The organism is Pseudoduganella sp. SL102 (assembly GCF_027856995.1).
Classification (GTDB): domain Bacteria; phylum Pseudomonadota; class Gammaproteobacteria; order Burkholderiales; family Burkholderiaceae_D; genus Rugamonas; species Rugamonas albidiflava.
Genome location: NZ_CP115554.1, coordinates 386,500 through 403,454 on the forward strand (window position 1 = coordinate 386,500; position 16,955 = coordinate 403,454).

Genomic DNA, 16,955 nt, shown 5'->3' on the forward strand with positions numbered 1-16,955 from the left:
AGCGTTCAGGAGGCTTTATGGGAAGGAAAGATGTTCCGGGGATCGGCGAATATGGCGGTCCGGCCGGCGGCTGGGGAGCGCTGCAGGCGGTAGCCAAGGCGTTGCGGGGCGAGATGAATGCCCACAGCACCACCATCCTGTTGCAGGTGAACCAGCCGACCGGCTTCGATTGCCCCGGCTGCGCGTGGCCCGATCCGCGCCACGGCTCCTCGTTCGAGTTCTGCGAGAACGGCGCCAAGGCCGTGTCGTGGGAAGCCACCAACAAGCGCGTCACGCCCGAGTTCTTCGCACAGCACAGCGTCAGCGAGTTGTGGCAGCGGGATGATTTCAACCTGGAATTCGAAGGGCGGCTGACGCACCCGATGGTGTACGACGCCGCCACCGACCATTACGTGCCGATCGCGTGGGACGACGCGTTCGCCCGCATCGGCGCCGCGCTGCGCAGCCTGCCGGATCCGGACATGGCCGAGTTCTACGCGTCCGGCCGGGCCTCCAACGAGGCCGCGTTCCTGTACCAGCTGTTCGCGCGCGAATACGGCACCAACAACTTCCCGGACTGTTCGAACATGTGCCACGAAGCCACCAGCGTGGGCTTGCCGGAATCGATCGGCGTGGGCAAGGGCACCGTCTCGCTGGAGGATTTCGACCATTGCGATGCGATCTTTTCGTTCGGCCACAATCCGGGCACCAACCATCCGCGCATGCTGGCCACGCTGCGCGCGGCCGCGCTGCGGCATGCGCCGATCGTGGTCTTCAATCCGCTGAAGGAACGCAGCCTGGAACGCTTCAAGTCGCCGCAGAGCCCCGTCGAGATGACGGTAGGGAAGGCGGTGCCGATCGCCACGCATTACTACCAGGTGCGCATCGGCGGCGACAGCGCGGTCGTGAAAGGCATGATGAAGGCATTGCTGGCGGCGGATGCCCGGCAGGTGGCCCAAGGGGGACCGAGCCTGCTGGACCGCGATTTCATCCGCGACCATACCAGCGGCTTCGAGACACTGGTGGCGGATCTCGACAACACGTCCTGGGAGGAGATCGAGCGGGTGTCCGGCCTGCCGCGCGCCGATATCGAAACGGCGGCGGACGTGTATGCGAAAGCGAAACGCGTCATCATCTGCTACGGCATGGGCATCACGCAGCACCGGCATGGCACCTCGAACGTGCAGCAGCTGGCCAACCTGCTGCTGCTCGGCGGGCATATCGGCCGGGAAGGCGCCGGCATCTGCCCGCTGCGCGGCCATTCGAACGTGCAGGGCGACCGCACCGTGGGCATCACCGAAATCCCCAGCCAGGGCTTCCTCGACTCGCTGGAGCGGGTGTTCGGCATCAAGGCGCCACGGCATCATGGCCATGGCGCCGTGGCCGCGCTGGAGGCGATGCGCGACGGCCGGTCGAAGGCGCTGGTTTGCCTCGGCGGCAACCTGCCGGTGGCGATGCCCGATCCGCAGGCCTGCTTCGACGCCATCCGCGGCCTGGACCTGTGCGTCCACATCGCCACGAAACTGAACCGTTCGCACCTGCTGGTGGGGAAGAAGGCCGGTCAACTGAGCTTCATCCTGCCCTGCCTGGGCCGCACCGAGCGCGACGTGCAGGCCACCGGGCCGCAGTCCGTCACGGTGGAGGATTCGATGTCGATGGTGCATTCCTCGCACGGCACGCTGCCGCCGGCATCGGAACACCTGCGCTCGGAACCGGCCATCGTGGCCGGCATCGCGAAAGCCGCGCTGCCACAATCGAAGGTCGATTGGGACTGGCTGGTCGCGGACTACAGCCGCATCCGCGACAAGATCGAGCAGGTCTTCCCGGATTTCGACAACTACAACGAGCGCGTTGCCCAGCCGCGCGGCTTCCGCCTCGAAAGCCCGGCCATGCGGCGCGAATGGCGCACCAGGACAGGCAAGGCCAATTTCCTGGTCTCCGACAGCCGGCGCGAGCGCCCGCTGGCCCGCACGGGCGAGGACGATCCGCTGGTGCTGGCCACGATCCGCAGCCACGACCAGTACAACACCACGATCTATGGCAAGAACGACCGCTACCGGGGCGTGACGGGCCGGCGCGACGTGATCTTCGTGCACGAGGACGACCTGGCCGCGCGCGGCCTGGAACATGGCGACATGGTCGACGTGGAAGCCGTGGCCGAGTGCGACCACCCGGACCAGCCGCGCATCCTGCGCAACCTGGTGGCCGTGGCGTTCGACATCGCGCGCGGCTCGGCGGCGGCGTATTACCCGGAAGCGAACGGGCTGGTGGCGCTGTCGAATTACGATGAACGCAGCGGCACGCCGTCGTACAAGTCGATTCCGATCGTGATCCGGCGCGCCGCTTCGGGCGGACAGGACAGGGCGGTGACGGATTGACCCATATTCCGCCAGGGCTGTTGGCTTACCTCGATACGCGGCAGGTGAAGGTCGCCAGCTCGAGCACGCCATTCTTCGCCAACGTGGTCGCCGTGCATTCCGTTGCTGCCTTCGGGATCGGATAGAACAGCTGCAGCAGACCACGCCCGCCGCCATAGCCGCAATACACGTAGGTCGGATACCAATGCGGCTGCTCGAAGCGCCAGAGCTGCATCCGGCGCCCGCCAGGCCCGGTCTCCTTGTTATCCTCCGGGACGAGATATCCGGACTCCTCTGGCGGCCCATGCAACATTCCTGCAGACGTCAGCGGGGCCGCCTGCAGCATGGCGAAGCGCCAGCCCGCCGGGGCCTTGCCCTGCACTGATCCCGGCTCCAGCGTGGATGGACATGCTATGTGATGCTCGGCGGCCCATACCGCGTTCGAGCAGAACAGGCATACGGCGCCACCGACAGCTGCCAGCAGCGGGGGCATCGGGTAAGTCAGGTCGCTCATTCGATTACTCGGAAGGCCAGGGCATTGTTACTCGCATTCGGAAACGATCCGTCAGCATTGCGCTGTTTACGGGGCGGAGGGACTCGAATCAAACGCATGGTGATCTTACCGCCGTTGTTTCGCCACTGATCAACCACCCAGATGCCAGAGTCCATCACGCGGACGACCAGCGCCGCATGCTGCCCAGTGTGCCGCTGCGGGTAACGGCCGTTCTTGTCGAAGGTGGCAATTGCCGTCCCCCTTCTGATCGAACTACCAGCTTCCATCACCCAGTTGCCGGCGCGCCAAGTCGCGGTAGTCCTGCCTCTCAGACCGAAACGTATTCCTTGATGAGGTCGACACATTCCCCGCTGCCCGCATTGGGGGTTTGACCTTTGGCTAGCTCATCGATACCGCTGTACACGTGGCCCATAGATCCCTTTCTTCCGACCGCAAATGGTCGTGGAATCCATGGTGACGAAAGTGAAAATCAGGATATTGATTGTAGGCAACAGCAAGATCGAAACGCGCCAGTTGTGTACAAGACGCATCAAAACGCGTACAGAACAATCTCGAGGGACTCATACATCTCTGCCAGGCAAACGTGCAGGTCGACAGCCGACCAGGCTTGCCGGCTACGACGCTAGCGGGTAGCGGCGATGTGGAAGCCGCTGCCGGCGATCTCTTCCTCGCCGGCTTCGGTGCGCGTGATACCGGTCACGCGCGCACCGGGCGGGCCGTGCCGTGACCAGGCCACCAGGGCTTCCACGTCCTGCTGCGGACCGCGCAGGCAGGCTTCCACCGTGCCGTTGCGGCGGTTGCATACCCAGCCGGCGAGCCCCAGCGCCGCGGCCTGCGTTGCCAGCGCGTGGCGAAAGCCCACGCCCTGGACGGTTCCTTCGATGATCAGTCGGGTTGCCATGCGTGGCTCCGTTGGGTTTTCAGGATCGCTGCCACGCCAGTGTAGCGCCGATGCGATATTCAAACAGGTATCGGCAATTAGAAATTTGTCATTGGCGCACGCATATCGATGTGGGTACGATATTTCCAATAATGCACCGCCACACCGGCGGGAGACATACATAAAACATCGGAGACCACCATGCACCGCATCGCCCATCGCGTAGCCGCCGCGCTTCGCCACGCCTTTTCCCCCTAGCCCGGTGTCGCTGCCGGACGAGTACCGCCCGGCCCCGGACACCTGAACCCATGCACGCGATCCGGCCGCTTTCAAGAGCGGCGCAGGTGGCGTTCGCACGTCCGTGCCATGGAACGTCGACCTGATTCACACAACAAGCAACGATAACGCGGAGATGACAATGCTGAAAAAACTGGTGGTGGGCGCAATGCTCGCATGCGCGGCCGCTTCGAGCGGCGCGATCGAACTGGCCGGGCTGCAGAATGCGCATGACCCGGGCACGATCACAAAGGATGGCGATACCTATTTCAACTTCACGACGGGCACCGGCATCTGGTATTCCACCTCGACCGACCTGCGGAACTGGCAGGGCGGCCCGGCCCCCGTGTTCGCGACCAATCCGGCCTGGGTCGAGCAGAAGATCCCCAACTTCAAGGCCAACGGCTTGTCGTACTGGGCGCCGGACGTGATCCAGATGAATGGCGCCTACTACATCTACTATTCGGTGTCGCAGTGGGGCACCACGAACTCGGCGATCGGCGTGGCGCGCAGCCCGTCGCTGAAGAACCCGGTGTGGACGGACCTCGGCATCGTGGTGCAATCGTTCGGCCGCGGCAATGCGGAAATCAACGCGATCGATCCGGCCCTGTTCCGCGACCATGACGGCCGCGTCTTCATGAGCTTCGGTTCCTTCTTCGGCGGCATCGGCGTGGCCGAGATCAACCAGGCCACCGGCAAGCTGGCCAACTACGTGACCAAGGTCGCCGGCGGCACCAACGCCCGGCGCGATATCGAGGCGCCCTACATCACCCGCAACGGCGACTACTACTACCTGTTCACCAACCGAGGCGCCTGCTGCAAGGGCAGCGAAAGCACCTACTACGTGGAAGTGCAGCGCGCCACCAGCGTGGACGGCCCTTACTCCGAGCCGCGCACCATCCTGGCCAATGTCGATGGACGGCACAAGGGCCCGGGCCACGTGGGCGTGCTGAAGCAGGGTGGCTGCAACTTCGTCTCCACGCACTACTACGACACGGCCGACAACGGCAACGCCAAGCTGCAGATCATGAAGATGACGTATGCCGACCGGGGTACCGATATCGACTGGCCGCAGCTCACGCGCGACTTCGACAGCTTCGAGGAAGGCTGTGACGGCGTCAGCGATGGCCGCTACGCGATCATGAACGGCGCCAGCGGCAAGGCGATGACGGTGGCCGATACCGCCATGCTGCGCGCCACCCAGCCGGGCGCGATGGTCCAGCAGAAGACCTTCGCCAACCTGAAGAACCAGTACTGGTACGTGATCGGGCACGGCAACGGCGACTACAGCGTGATCAACGAGCACAGCCTGCTGGCGATGGACGACTGGGAAGTGTCGATGTCGCCGGGCGCCAAGGTCGCACAGTGGTCCTACTGGGGCGGCGAAGGCCAGAAGTGGCGCTTCGCCGACGCGGCCAACGGCAAGCACACCATCCAGAACAAGATCAACGGCCTGATGGCCGAAGTGAGCGGCGGCAGCACGGCGAACAATGCGCCGGTCCTGCAATACCCGCTGCATGGCGGCGCCAGCCAGCAGTGGTCGCTGCAGCGCAAGTAATCCCCACTCAAAAGGAATGACCCCATGAATACCCGACTCGCTCACCTGGCCGTGGCCGCGCTGCTGGCCGCCGCCGGCACGACGGCCTCCGCCGATGTCGTCCTCGTCGCCGACCGCGCCGCGTTCAATGCGCTCGGCACCATTGCCTACAACAGCAATTTCGACGATTTCGGCGCCGGCTTCAACGTGCCGGGCGATCCCTTCACCCGCGGCGATGTCACGTATGCGTCCGACATGAACATCACTGTCGGCGCGGGCACCGAATTCGGCATCGGCAGCTTGCGCACGCTGGTCTCGAACAATTACTTCAGCGGGCTGGCGGGCACCATCGCGGCGGGCTACAGCCTGTTCGGCTTCGATGCGGCGGTGAACGAAGGGCCGGTCGACATCACGATCACCACCAACCAGGCCAGCTACACCTTCAACGGCGTGGCCCTGGCCGATGGCGTGAGCGGCCTGACGTTCCAGGGCTTCCAGTCGACCGGTGCCGGCGAGTATTTCACGGGCTTTCGCATCGACACGCTGGGCGATGGCCATCTGCCCGGCATGACGGACGTGGCCGTCGGCGTGTCACCGGTGCCGGAGCCGGCGACGGGCTTGCTGCTGCTGGGCGGGTTGGGCGCGCTGGGACTGGCGCGCCGGCGCTCGACACAGCGGGCTTGAACCGGCAGCGCCAGCGTCCTGGTGTCGCACACCCGGGGTGTGGGTGTCCGACACCGGTTCTGCCGGCAACCCGGCAGGGCACCATAAAAAAACGGCCGGTTGCTCGCGCAACCGGCCGTTTTCACATGCAGCAAGGAGCTATCAGGCGCCCAGCGTTTCCAGTGCCGCGTTGAACGTGGCGCTCGGGCGCATCACGGCTTTCACCTTCGCGCTGTCCGGCTGGTAGTAGCCGCCGATGTCGGCCGGCTTGCCCTGGATTTCCAGCAGTTCGGCAACGATCTTCTGCTCGTTCTCGCCCAGCGCCTTGGCCAGCGGCGCGAACTTGGCGGCCAGTTCGGCGTCTTCCGCCTGGTTCGCCAGTTCCTGGGCCCAGTACAGCGACAGGTAGAACTGCGAGCCGCGGTTGTCCAGCTCACCGGTCTTCGGCGACGGCGACTTGCGGTTGTCCAGCAGCTTGCCGGTGGCCGCGTCCAGCGTCTTGGCCAGCAGCTTGGCCCGCGCGCTGCCGGTCTTGATGCCGAGGTCTTCCAGGCTCACCGCCAGGGCCAGGAACTCGCCCAGCGAATCCCAGCGCAGGTGGTTTTCCTCGGTCAGCTGCTGCACGTGCTTCGGTGCCGAACCGCCGGCGCCCGTTTCGTACATGCCGCCGCCGGCCATCAGCGGCACGATCGACAGCATCTTGGCCGACGTGCCCAGTTCCATGATCGGGAACAGGTCGGTCAGGTAGTCGCGCAGGATGTTGCCGGTGACGGAGATCGTATCCAGGCCGCGGATCACGCGTTCCAGCGTGTAGCGCATCGCGCGCACCTGCGACATGATCTGGATGTCCAGGCCCGTGGTGTCGTGATCCTTCAGGTACGCGGTGACCTTCTTGATCAGTTCATTTTCGTGCGGACGGTACGGGTCCAGCCAGAACACGGCCGGCATGCCGGAGTTGCGGGCGCGGGTGACGGCCAGCTTGACCCAGTCGCGGATCGGCGCATCCTTCACCTGGCACATGCGCCAGATGTCGCCCTTCTCGACGTTCTGCGTCAGCAGCACTTCGCCGGTGGCCAGGTCGGTGATGTTGGCGATGCCGTCTTCCGGCACTTCGAACGTCTTGTCGTGCGAACCGTATTCCTCGGCCTGCTGGGCCATCAGGCCCACGTTGGGCACCGTGCCCATCGTGCGCGGATCGAAGGCGCCGTGCCATTTGCAGAAGTTGATGATCTCCTGGTAGATGCGGGCGAAGGTGGATTCCGGGATCACGGCCTTGACTTCCTTCAGGCGGCCATCGGCACCGTACATCTTGCCGCCAGCGCGGATCATTGCCGGCATCGACGCGTCGACGATCACGTCGTTCGGCGAGTGGAAGTTGGTGATGCCCTTGGCGGAATCGACCATCGCCAGCGGCGGACGGTTTTCCTGGCAGGCGTGCAGGTCGCGTTCGACTTCTTCGCGCTGCGACGCCGGCAGCGTGGCGATCTTGTTGTACAGGTCGGCCATGCCGTTGTTGACGTTGATGCCCAGGCTGTCGAACAGCGCGCCGTGCTTCTCGAACGCTTCCTTGTAGAACATGCGCACGCAGTGGCCGAACACGATCGGGTGCGACACCTTCATCATGGTCGCCTTCACGTGCAGCGAGAACATCACGCCGGTGTTCTTGGCATCCTCGATCTGCTGTTCATAGAAGTCCAGCAGGGCCTTGCGGCTCATGAACATCGAATCGATGATCTCGCCTTCCTGCAGCGCGACCTTCGGCTTCAGCACGATGGTCTGGCCGGACTTGGTGATCAGTTCCATCTTGACTTCGCGGGCGCGGTCCAGCGTCATCGACTTTTCGCCGTGGTAGAAGTCGCCGTGCGTCATGTGCGACACGTGGGTGCGCGATGCCTGCGACCACTCGGCCATCGAGTGCGGGTTCTTGCGCGCGTATTCCTTGACGGCGCGCGGGGCGCGGCGGTCGGAGTTACCTTCGCGCAGCACCGGGTTCACGGCGGAACCGATGCACTTGCCGTAGCGGGCCTTGATGGACTTTTCTTCGTCGGTCTTCGGATCGGACGGGTAGTCGGGCAGCTTGTAGCCCTTGCCCTGCAGTTCCTTGATGGCGGCCTGCAGCTGCGCCACCGAAGCGCTGATGTTCGGCAGCTTGATGATGTTCGCGTCCGGCTCCAGGGTTTTCTTGCCCAGCTCGGAGAGCACGTCGGGCACGCGCTGTTCTTCCGTCAGGTATTCCGGGAAGTTCGCGAGGATACGCGCGGCCACGGAAATATCGGCCTCGTCGACGCGGATGCCGGCGGGCTTGGTGAAAGTCCTGACGACCGGCAGGAATGCGTGGGTCGCCAGCAGGGGCGCCTCGTCGGTCAACGTGTAGATAATGGTCGGATCATTGCTCATGCGCTCGTTCCTCGGAATTCGTGGGGTTCCTGATACTGAAAAATCGCCTGCCTGGTCGCGCGTCAACGCAATATCCTTCATCACCGAGACGCTCCGGCGGCGCTATGGACAGCGCCAAATCATACCCCAGTAGCCCCTGCTGAGGGGTCCGGAATGATGCTGTTTCGCTATGCCAGAGGTCGGGGTCCGGTAGCCGGGCAGGCCTGCCTTGCCGATCAAGTCTTATATAAGATATAGGACACGGGCGGTATTATGCACGAGCTTGGAGTGGGATGCCAGTTTTTGCCCTTGCCGCAATGGCTGAGCCCGTGTCAGGGGCCTGGGGGAGTGCGGCCCTGCATGGCCGCACCGTTCCGTAGGCGCGAAGCAGGCTTCGCGAATTCCCTGCTCCACCACCATGACACGAACTCGACAGCGGGTCATCGCGCCCAGGAAAAGGTGCGGCCATGCAGCAGCGTACTCGTGCCAGGCACCGCAACATGCTTGAGCCCGTGTCAGGGGGTCAGGCACCATGACACGGGCTCGACAGCGGGTCAGCTGGCGTACTTCACGGAGCAGCCATACGGCTGCGTGACGGGCTTGCTGACGGCCTTGCCGGCCTTGACCTCGTCGATGGCCTGGATCACGTAATTGGTGGAACCGGCGATGTCGGCGGCGTTGGAGCTGGGCTTGCTGTCGATGGCGCCGGCATAGACGATCTTGCCGGCCGGGTCGACCAGGTACATGTGCGGCGTGGTCTTGGCACCGTAAGCCTGGCCGATCTTGCCGTCGTCGAGCACCAGCGCGGTCGGGGTGGCTTTCTTTTCCTTCGTCCAGCTGTTCAGCGAGCTGGCCACCTTGGGATCCTTCGTCGCGTTGCCGCTCGTGCTCACGGACAGCCACACCACATCCTTTGCCGCCGCATGCTTCTGCGTGGCCGGCATGTTGCCGCTGTCATAGTGCTTCTTGACGAACGGGCAATCGGGATTGACCCATTCCAGCACCACGTACTTGCCCTTGTAGCTGTCCAGCGAAACCGGCTTGCCGGCCGTGTCCACGGCGGTGAAAGCGGGTGCCGGCTGGCCGACGGTGGCCTGCGCCGCGGCAAGGCCGCTGGCCAGCAGGCCGGCGGCCAGGAGTGCTGCTGTCGTCATCTTCTTCATGGGTTTCCTCGTCCAGGTTGATCACATCGGCGCAGGTCGGATCTTGCCCAGTGCCGCCCGCACCTGCTCCACGGTCAGCACCTCGGACAGCACTTGCGGCGGCTGGCTGTCATTCGCTCCAAACAACACATATACGGGCACGCCGCTGCGCCCCAGCCGGGCCAGCTGCTCGGTGATGGCGGGGTCGCGGCGCGTCCAGTCGGCGCGCAGCAGCACGACATTCCTGGCGCCGAAATCCTTCAGCAATTGCGCGTCGTTCAATACGGTGCGCTTGTTGAACTGGCAGGTGATGCACCATGCGGCCGTGAAGTCGATGAACACGGGCTTGCCGGCGGCGCGCGCCTGGCCGACCGCTTCGACCGACCACGGCGCCCAGTCCCCCGATGCCTGCGCCTGCGCCGTCGCGGGTTCCGCCTTCAGCAGCGGCCATGCGAGATGCACGGCGCCGGCCAGCACCACCACGCCCGCCGCCGCGAACAGGCCGCGCGTGCGGCGCGACTGCACCGGCGTGCCGATCGTCCAGCAGGCGAACGCCAGGGCGACGAGCACCCCGGCCACGCCGGCCATCGCATCGATGCCGGTCTGCTGGCCCAGGACCCACAGCAGCCACACCACGGTGGCGAACATCGGGAACGCCATCAGCACCTTGAAGCGCACCATCCAGGCGCCCGGGCGCGGCAGCAGCCGGCCCAGCGCCGGCACCAGCGCCACGGCCAGGTACGGCGCGGCCATGCCGAGCCCCAGCACGGCGAAGATGGCCAGGGCGCGCGGCGCCGGTTCCGTCAATGCCACGCCCAGCGCGGCACCCATGAAGGGGGCGGTGCAGGGCGATGCCACGGCCACGGCCAGCGCGCCGCTGAGCGCATCGTCGACCAGCGGATTCTTCGCCCGATGGGCGGCCAGCGCGCCGGGCAACACGCCGCCGAACTCGAACACCCCGGCCAGGTTCAGCCCGATCAAGGTGAACAACGCGGCCAGCCCGGCAACGAACAGGGGCGACTGCAACTGGAAGCCCCAGCCCAGCCCGGCCCCACCGGCGCGCAGCGCCAGCAGCAGCCCGGCCAGCGCGACGAACGACACCACCACCCCGGCCGTATAGGCCAGGCCGCCGGCCACCGCCTTGCCGCGCTGGTCGCGGTGCTGCACGAGGCTGAAGATCTTGAGCGACAGCACGGGGAACACGCAGGGCATCAGGTTGAGCAGTGCGCCGCCGAGGAAGGCGAACAGCAGCGACAGCGTGAAGGACGTGGCGGCGGCCGGTGCAACGGACGTGGCGGGAGCGGGCGCCGTGGTGGTGGTCGCCGCCGCCGAAGTAGCCGGCGCCGGCGCAGCACTGCCGAGCGCGGGCCACGGGCCCTCGACGGGAATCGACAGGGTCCAGCCGGCCGGCTGTCCCGGTACCACCAGCAGGGCTTTCATGACCGCCGGGCTTTCGCTGCGCTGCGGCGACAGGGGCACGCGCAGGCGCAGCGTGCCGTCCGCCCACTGCTGGCCGGCCTTGGCGGCGTAGTCGATGACGCCGATATCCTCGGCAAAGTACTGCACCTCGCCGGACGGCGGTGCCGGCAAGCCGCGCACCTCGATCGCCAGCGCATGGTCTTCCACGCGCGCGGTGGCACTGGCGCCTTCGGGTGCCACCGGCGTGGCGGCGCGGGTCGCGTCGAACAGGGCGCCATGGGCGGCAAGCGCTGCGCCGGCGGGAACGACGAGTTCGAAGTCGCCCGCTTCGGGCAGGCAGATTTCCTTGCAGACCAGCCATTCGGCATGCAGGCCGATCTTCAGCTCGCTCCCGGAAAAACCGGCCGGCACTTGCACCGGCACGGGCAGCAGCACCTTGTTTTCGTAGCCGTAGTTGGTCAGCGGGCCGAGCGGGAGCTTCTTCGGCGTCGGCCAGGCGATTTCGCCGGCCGTGAAACCGGCCGGCAGCTTCCAGGCCAGCGTGGTGGCCAGTCCGGAATCGCCTGGATTCTTCCAGTACGTATGCCAGTGCGGCTGGTGGTCGATGGCCAGGCCCAGCCACAGCGTCTTGCCGGGCCGGATGCCGTCCGGCGCATGGACGAGCAATTCGCTGCGCACATGGTCGGTGACGACCACGGGTCCGGCGGCCTGCGCCAGCGGCAGGGCAGCGAACTGCAGTGATAACAGCAGGCTGGCCGCCGCGAACTTGTACAGTGACGTCACTTCCCTCATCCTTGCCGATATCGATGCGTCAATGATAAGGCTTAATGGCCCCCCAGGCTTAAGGAGGCCTGATTGAGAAGGCTTGAACAAGGAGGCCCGATCAAGGAGGCCTGGTGCGGCGCGACTACTGCGTCAGCGAACGCTCCAGTTCAGCCATGCCGGCGGGCAGGTCGAGGCCGGCCCCGTGCGCCTTCATGCTCGATCCCAGCGCGTGCAGGGTGCGGAACAGGTGGTGCGCGCGGCTTTGCTCGCCCATCTGGCCGATGCGCACGATGTTCAGGCCGAACGCGCCACTGATTTCCACGCGGTGCACGCGCGACATGTGCGCCAGCACGTCCGGGGCCGACACGCCGTCCGGCACCACGATGCCGACGACGGAATTGAGCCGGTGCTGCTTGGCCACCAGCAATTGCAGCCCCATGCCCTCGATACCGGCCTGCAATGCTACCGAGCACTGCAGGTGGCGCTCGAACCGCTTCGGCAAGGTTTCGCCGCAGATCAGCCGCAGCGCTTCATGCAAGGCGAGAATGCCGGAGACGGGCGCGGTGTAGTGATAGGATTTCTGGTTCCAGAACTTGTCGGCCAGGTTCGCATCCAGTACCCAGTGGAACGGCAGTTCGGTGCGCGTGGCGACCTTCTTCGCCCATGCCCGTTCGGAAAACGCCAGCAGCGACACGCCCGGGATCGACGACAGGCCTTTTTGCCCGCCGGTGATGACGGCATCGATCTGCCAGCGATCCATTTCCAGCGGCATCGTGCTGAGCGTGCAGACGGCGTCCACGATGACCAGTGCGCCATGCTCGCGCGCCACCTGGGCGATGTCCGCCAGGGTGCCATTGCAGACCGTGTTCGAGGTTTCCCCCTGCACCAGCGTGACCACGTCGTAGCGTTTCGCTCGCAATTCCCGTGCGACCGCTTCCGCGCTGGCCGCCTCGTTGCCGCCCACCTCGAGAATGGTGACCTGGCCCCGTACGCGGGCGGCCATCTCGGCCATGCGGCGGCTGAAGTAGCCGTTGCAGATGCACAGCACCTGGTCGCCGGGGTGCACCAGGTTCGCGATCGCCATTTCCATCGCCGCCGAACCCGGGCCGCCAACGGCGAGCACATAGCGCGAATTGGTCTGGAACACGTAGCGGCCCATGTCCTTCACCTGCGCGACGACCCGGTTCATCGTCTCGCCCAGGTGGTTGATGACGATCGAGTTCGCCGTCGCCACGCTGTGCGGGATCGGCACGGGGCCGGCACCCATCATCAGCAGCGGTTCGTCGGGAAGGATCTCGTCCAGCGGAACGATATGGGGAACGCTGACGGCTTCATGCATGGCGGGCTCCGGGCAATGGGGGGTCGTCCAGCATATCAGCCACTTGACAGCCCATCAACGCTGTACCGGTCGTCATGCCGAACACTTAAGCAAACGCTTGACTATTGGCCGCGACACGCCGATACTCAAGTCCATGCTTGACCATGATGCCCGCCTCGATGCCGTTTTCCGTGCCCTGTCCGAACCCGCCCGCCGCGCGATCGTGCTGCGGCTGTCCCGTGGCAGTGCCAGCGTGAGCGAACTCGCCGAACCGCTGTCGATGTCGCTGGCCGCCGTGGTGCAGCACGTGCAGGCGCTGGAACAGAGCGGCCTGGTGACAACGCACAAGACCGGCCGGGTACGCACCTGCATGCTCGACCCGCAGGCGATCGGCCTGGCCGAGTCTTGGCTCAGCCAGCGGCGGCTGCAATGGGAAGGACATTTCGACCGGCTCGGCGCCGTGCTTGCCGAGGACACCAACCCAGCCAGTGAAAGGAAATCATGAAGAATGCCAGCCATGTTGCGTCAGCGCCGATTTTCCATGGTTCGTTCGTGATCGAACGGCGCTACCCGGTGCCGCCCGAACGGGTGTTCGCCGCATGGGCCGAACCAGCCTTGAAGGAGCGCTGGTTCCGCGGGCCGCCGGGATGGGAATTGGACGGCCGGTCGCTGGACCTGCGCGAAGGCGGCAGCGAAACGCTGAACGGGCGCTTTACCGGCCCACCGCCGCTGGACACCCGTTTCACCGCACGCTACCACCACGTGCTGCCGGCCCGGCGGCTGGTGTACATCTACGACATGCACCTGAATGGCACGCATCATTCCGCCTCGCTGGCCACGGTGGAATTCCTGCCGGACGGCACCGGCACGCTGCAGCGTTTCCATGAGCAGGTAGCGTTCCTCGATGGCACCACGGCGGACAAAGGCGTGCCATCGCGCGAACACGGTACCGCCGTGCACCTCGATTGCCTCGCCACCCTGCTCGCGGGAGGCCAGCAATGAACCTGACCCTGTACGCCCACCCCTTTTCGTCGTACTGCCAGAAGGCGATCATCGCGCTGTACGAACATGGCCTGCCGTTCACGCTGAAGCGCATCAACGATGGCGATGCCGGCGCGGAAGAAGAATTCGCTGGCCGCTGGCCGATGCTGCACATGCCGCTGCTGGCCGACGGCACGCGCGACGTGATGGAAGCCACCATCATCATCGAGTACCTGGAACGGTATCGCGGCACGGCGCCGTCGCTGCTGCCGGGCGACGGCGACCGCGCGCTCGACGTGCGCTTCCTCGACCGCTTCTCCGACAACTACGTGATGACGCCGATGCAGCGCATCGTCTACGATGCCTTCCGCCCGCCGGAACAGCGCGACGCGCGCGGCGTGGCCGATGCTCGCGGCATGCTGGAACGGGCCTATGCATGGCTCGATGCGCACATGGCCGGGCGGCACTGGGCCGCCGGCGCGGATTTCACGCTGGCCGACTGCGCCGCCGCGCCGTCGCTGTTCTATGCCGACTGGGTCCACCCGATACCGGCGCGGCACGCGCATGCCCGGGCTTACCGGGCCCGGCTGCTGGCGCGGCCATCGGTCCAGCGCGCCGTGGACGAGGCAAGGCCCTACCGGCACCTGTTTCCGCCAGGCGCGCCGGACCGCGATTGACTGCCGCCCGGCCGGGTAAGTACCCCTCGATGCCGCCGATACCGGCTGTTACCACCGGCGCGTGACTGACGATCAATCCACGGGAGATACGCCGTACTGCGAGGCGCCCCTCGGCGGATTCGTTCGCAAACCGTGCACCAGCGTACCGACGACGCTACCGTATGGCGGCATCATGCAGCCATACCGTACAACATCTCGAGGAGAGACATCATGGGTAAATACCTGCTTGCCTGGCTGCTGGGCGTTCCCGCCATCGTGCTGGTGCTGATCTACCTGATTTTCTGATGCGGCCGTGCTGCCGCGCGCAATGAAAAACGCCACCCGACGTGGCGTTTTTCATTTTTGGAACGGGTGAGGGGGCCACGCCCGATACTGTTCGGCTAAGCTACTGGCCGGACCCATCGACCGCCGCCCGCCATGACCGACCCGACCCGCCGCGCCTTCCTGAAGCAATCGATCGTTGCCGCTTCCAGTCTCTCCAGCCTTGCCACCCTGCGGGCCCATGCCGCCACCACGGGCGAAGCGCCGGTCGCGGCGACCATCCATGGCCGGGTGCGCGGCTACCGCGACAACGGCGTGCTCGTCTTCAAGGGCGTGCGCTATGGCGCCGATACCGCGCCGCGCCGCTTCCTCGCGCCACTGCCGCCGCAACCCTGGAGCGGTATCCGCGACGCGCTCGCGCATGGCGCCTCCGCGCCGCAGCCGGACCGCGCCGAGGCGACCAGCGAGGATTGCCTTTTCCTGAACGTGCACACGCCGGGCCTGCGCGATGGTGCGAAGCGGCCGGTCATGTTCTATATCCACGGCGGCGCCTACAACAACGGCTCCGGTTCCAGTCCGCTGTACGACGGCGTGCGGCTGTGCCGGCGCGGCGACGTGGTGGTGGTCACCGTCAATCACCGGCTCAACGCATTCGGATACCTGTACCTGGCGCGCCATGGCGACGACCGGTATGCCGATTCCGGCAATGCCGGCCAGCTCGATCTGGTCCTGGCGCTGCGCTGGGTGCGGGACAATATCGCCGGCTTCGGCGGCGATCCTGGCAACGTGACCGTATTCGGCCAGTCGGGCGGCGGCGCCAAGATCGCCACGCTGATGGCGATGCCGGCGGCGGCCGGCCTGTTCCACCGCGCCGCCACGATGAGCGGCCAGCAGGTCACCGCCAGCGGCCCTCTCAACGCCACGCTGCGCGCCCGGGCGGTGCTCGATGCGCTGAAGCTGCCGGCCGGCTCGATCGACGAGATCCGCACGCTGCCGTACCAGCGGATCGTCGAGGTGCTGGGCACGCGCGACCCGGTGCTGCCCTTCGGCGGGGTGTCGTTCGCGCCGGTGCTGGACGAACGCAACCTGCTGCGCCACCCGTTCTACCCCGACGCGCCGGCGCAATCGGCGCACATCCCCATGATGATCGGGAATACGCACGACGAGACGCGGGCCTTCCTGGGCGGCGATCCCGCCAATTTCAATCTGGGCTGGGACCAGCTCGCCGCGAAGCTGGTGCCGAACATGCGCGTCGACATCCAGCCGGAGGCGGTGATCGCGGCTTACCGAAAGCTGTACCCGGCGCTGTCGCCAAGCGATTTGCTGTTCAAGATCACCACCGCGTCGCGTTCCTGGCGCGGCGCGATCATCGAGGCCGAGGAACGCGCCAGGTCCGGCAGCCCGGCCTTCGTCTACCAGCTCGACTGGGCGACGCCGAAGGATGGCGGCAAGTTCGGCGCGCCGCATGCGTCGGACATCCAGCTGGTGTTCGACAACATCGCCAAGCCGGGCGCCACCGCCATCGGTCCGCAGGCGCAGGCCGTGGCCGACATGATGAGCGAGGCATCCATCGCCTTCGCGCGCAGCGGTGATCCCAACAGCAGGTTCATCCCGCGCTGGGAACCTTACGACATGACGCGGCGTCAGACCATGATCTTCGACGTGCCGCCCCGGCTGGAAGACGATCCGCGCGGCGCCGAGCGGCGGATTTTTGCCAAGGTGCCGTATGTGCAGCCGGGAACGTGAGCAAGCCGTGAGCAAGAGATGAGCAAGACATGGGCAGGACATGAGCAGCAAATAAGCAGGAACA

At 65.9% G+C, this 16,955-nt stretch carries 15 protein-coding genes; 8 read left to right on the forward strand and 7 right to left on the reverse strand.

Going from position 1 to position 16,955, the window contains the following annotated elements:
• Positions 1-17 precede the first annotated feature (17 nt).
• A complete protein-coding gene (locus tag OU994_RS01690) occupies positions 18-2,357 on the forward strand; it encodes an FdhF/YdeP family oxidoreductase (protein ID WP_281609377.1) in 2,340 nt (779 codons plus the stop codon).
• A 25-nt stretch (positions 2,358-2,382) separates the two neighbouring features.
• On the opposite strand, the gene OU994_RS01695 is transcribed toward OU994_RS01690, so the two are convergent.
• The 3 genes from OU994_RS01695 to OU994_RS01700 form a co-directional block, all read right to left on the reverse strand.
• Positions 2,383-2,850, reverse strand: coding sequence for an STY0301 family protein (locus tag OU994_RS01695; RefSeq protein WP_281609378.1), 468 nt, complete (start codon positions 2,848-2,850; stop codon positions 2,383-2,385).
• Positions 2,847-3,194, reverse strand: coding sequence for a BPSL0067 family protein (locus OU994_RS31690; protein WP_373922528.1), 348 nt, complete (start codon positions 3,192-3,194; stop codon positions 2,847-2,849). Before OU994_RS31690 ends, OU994_RS01695 begins: the two co-directional genes overlap by 4 nt.
• A 278-nt stretch (positions 3,195-3,472) precedes the next feature.
• The gene (locus OU994_RS01700; protein ID WP_281609379.1) at positions 3,473-3,751 is read right to left on the reverse strand and encodes an acylphosphatase; all 279 of its coding nucleotides are present in this window, start codon (positions 3,749-3,751) and stop codon (positions 3,473-3,475) included.
• A gap of 397 nt (positions 3,752-4,148) precedes the next feature.
• On the opposite strand from OU994_RS01700, the gene OU994_RS01705 reads away from it, so the two are divergent.
• Positions 4,149-5,564: a family 43 glycosylhydrolase gene (locus OU994_RS01705; protein WP_281609380.1), complete on the forward strand. Its 1,416-nt coding sequence runs from the start codon at positions 4,149-4,151 to the stop codon at positions 5,562-5,564.
• 24 nt (positions 5,565-5,588) lie between these two features.
• Positions 5,589-6,227, forward strand: a complete 639-nt coding sequence (locus tag OU994_RS01710; RefSeq protein WP_281609381.1) for a VPLPA-CTERM sorting domain-containing protein — start codon at positions 5,589-5,591, stop codon at positions 6,225-6,227.
• Between the two features lie 141 nt (positions 6,228-6,368).
• Here the strand turns inward: OU994_RS01710 and OU994_RS01715 are convergent, their stop codons facing one another.
• From OU994_RS01715 to OU994_RS01730, 4 genes are all read right to left on the reverse strand, one after another.
• Positions 6,369-8,603 (reverse strand): NADP-dependent isocitrate dehydrogenase, encoded by a 2,235-nt coding sequence (locus OU994_RS01715; RefSeq protein WP_281609382.1) that lies wholly within the window; start codon positions 8,601-8,603, stop codon positions 6,369-6,371.
• A gap of 533 nt (positions 8,604-9,136) precedes the next feature.
• A complete protein-coding gene (locus OU994_RS01720) occupies positions 9,137-9,745 on the reverse strand; it encodes a redoxin domain-containing protein (protein WP_131148445.1) in 609 nt (202 codons plus the stop codon).
• A 21-nt stretch (positions 9,746-9,766) separates the two neighbouring features.
• A complete protein-coding gene (locus OU994_RS01725; RefSeq protein WP_281609383.1) occupies positions 9,767-11,935 on the reverse strand; it encodes a protein-disulfide reductase DsbD in 2,169 nt (722 codons plus the stop codon).
• A 115-nt stretch (positions 11,936-12,050) separates the two neighbouring features.
• Positions 12,051-13,247 (reverse strand): alanine--glyoxylate aminotransferase family protein, encoded by a 1,197-nt coding sequence (locus OU994_RS01730; protein WP_281609384.1) that lies wholly within the window; start codon positions 13,245-13,247, stop codon positions 12,051-12,053.
• A 133-nt stretch (positions 13,248-13,380) separates the two neighbouring features.
• Here OU994_RS01730 and OU994_RS01735 point away from each other — a divergent pair, with 133 nt between their 5' ends.
• The 5 genes from OU994_RS01735 to OU994_RS01755 all read left to right on the forward strand — a co-directional run bounded on the left by OU994_RS01735 (position 13,381) and on the right by OU994_RS01755 (position 16,891).
• The gene (locus OU994_RS01735; protein WP_281609385.1) at positions 13,381-13,731 is read left to right on the forward strand and encodes a helix-turn-helix transcriptional regulator; all 351 of its coding nucleotides are present in this window, start codon (positions 13,381-13,383) and stop codon (positions 13,729-13,731) included.
• A complete protein-coding gene (locus tag OU994_RS01740; RefSeq protein WP_281609386.1) occupies positions 13,728-14,228 on the forward strand; it encodes an SRPBCC family protein in 501 nt (166 codons plus the stop codon). The genes OU994_RS01735 and OU994_RS01740 overlap by 4 nt, the downstream gene beginning before the upstream one ends.
• Entirely contained in the window at positions 14,225-14,884 is a 660-nt protein-coding gene (locus OU994_RS01745; RefSeq protein ID WP_281609387.1) for a glutathione S-transferase family protein, read from the forward strand. The genes OU994_RS01740 and OU994_RS01745 overlap by 4 nt, the downstream gene beginning before the upstream one ends.
• A 132-nt stretch (positions 14,885-15,016) precedes the next feature.
• Positions 15,017-15,169, forward strand: a complete 153-nt coding sequence (locus OU994_RS01750; RefSeq protein ID WP_165497536.1) for a hypothetical protein — start codon at positions 15,017-15,019, stop codon at positions 15,167-15,169.
• 132 nt (positions 15,170-15,301) lie between these two features.
• Positions 15,302-16,891: a carboxylesterase/lipase family protein gene (locus OU994_RS01755; RefSeq protein ID WP_281609388.1), complete on the forward strand. Its 1,590-nt coding sequence runs from the start codon at positions 15,302-15,304 to the stop codon at positions 16,889-16,891.
• Positions 16,892-16,955 lie beyond the last annotated feature (64 nt).